Source organism: Streptomyces hyderabadensis (assembly GCF_020404845.1).
Taxonomy (GTDB): domain Bacteria; phylum Actinomycetota; class Actinomycetes; order Streptomycetales; family Streptomycetaceae; genus Streptomyces; species Streptomyces hyderabadensis.
In genome coordinates, this window is the sequence record NZ_JAIOJZ010000125.1 from 1 (window position 1) to 1,473 (window position 1,473).

Here is a 1,473-nt window from a genome sequence, read left to right on the forward strand (position 1 = left end):
ACACCCAACGCACCCGTCCCACCCGTCACCAACACCGTGCCAGAGTCGGAGAAGTGCGAGGACGCCGACGCGGAGGCGGCACCACCCGGCTCCTGGGCGACCGGGATCCTGGCCAGCCTCGGCACGTACACCGCTCCGTCGCGCACGACGACCTGCCCCTCTCCCGCGCCAAGTACGCGCTCGGGGTCCGGGACGGCGTCGACGTCGGCGAGCAGGAGTCGGCCGGGATGCTCCCACTGGGCCGACCGCAGCAGACCCCAGACGGCGGCACCCGCGAGGTCGACGTCGGTCGAGTCGCCGGGCAGGGCGACCGCACCGTGCGTGGTCACCAGCAGCTTGGTCCCGGACTCGTCGGCGAGGAAGTCCCGCAGGCGTTCGAGTACCCGCGCCAGCACCGACGGGGCGTCGTCACCGGCGGGCACGTCGAGTACGACGATCTCCGGCGACTCGGTGAGCGGCTCGGTGAGCGGCTCGATGCCCCGTTCTCCGACGGGCCGCCACTCCACCCGGAACAGCCCGTCGTGGGCGGCCGCCGGCGTGCTGAGCTGGTCGGCGGTCACGGGGCGGCCGAGAAGGGAGCCGACCGACAGGACGGGACGGCCGGTCCCGTCGGCCATCGTCAAGGCCGTACCGCCCTCGTCGGAGCGCTCCAGGACCACGCGCAGCCGGGTGGCACCGCTCGCGTGCAGCCCCACGCCGGTCCAGGCGAACGGGATCACCGTCTCCTCGCCGTCGCCGAGGAGCCCCGCGTGCAGCGCCGCGTCGAGCAGCGCCGGGTGCAACTCGAACCCGGCCGGTTCGACCCCGTCGGGCAGGGCGACCTCGGCGTACAGGGTGTCGCCCTTGCGCCAGGCCGCCGTCAGCCCCTGGAAGGCGGGACCGTACTCGCGACCGGCGTAGAAGGCGTCGCAGTCGATCGGCTCGGCGCCCGTCGGGGGCCAGGTCTCCATGGCCTGGACCTCGGACACCGCGCCAGGCACGAGAACGCCCTCGGCGTGCAGGGTCCACGGGTGGCCATCGGCCTCGCGGGAGTGCACGGTGACGCGACGCCGTCCGCCCTCCTCCGGAGCCTCCACGGCGACCTGCAGATGAACCACGGCGTCCGCCGCCAGGACGAGCGGTGCCTGGAGGGTCAGCTCCTCCAGGATGTCGCAGTCGACCTGCCCGGCGGCGTGCAGCGCGAGGTCGACGAAACCGGCACCGGGGAACAGCACGGAGCCGAGGACCTGGTGGTCGGCCAGCCACGGCTGGGCGGCCGCCGACAGACGACCGGTGAGCACGACACCGTCCGATCCCGCCAGCGACACGGCCGCCCCGAGCAGCGGATGCCCGGTCGCCAGCTGCCCGATCGCGGTGACATCGGCGCCGTCCGCGACGGCGTTGATCCAGTACCGCTCGTGCTGGAAGGCGTAGGTGGGCAGGTCCACCCGCCGCGCTCCGGTACCCGCGTAGAACGCCGCCCAGTCCACCACC

1 protein-coding gene is annotated in these 1,473 nt (G+C 73.9%); it reads right to left on the reverse strand.

The window, feature by feature from the left end; genetic code table 11:
• Positions 1-1,427 (reverse strand): SpnB-like Rossmann fold domain-containing protein (locus tag K7854_RS37150; protein WP_226030970.1); only part of this gene is annotated, 1,427 nt, incomplete at its 3' end.
• Positions 1,428-1,473 lie beyond the last annotated feature (46 nt).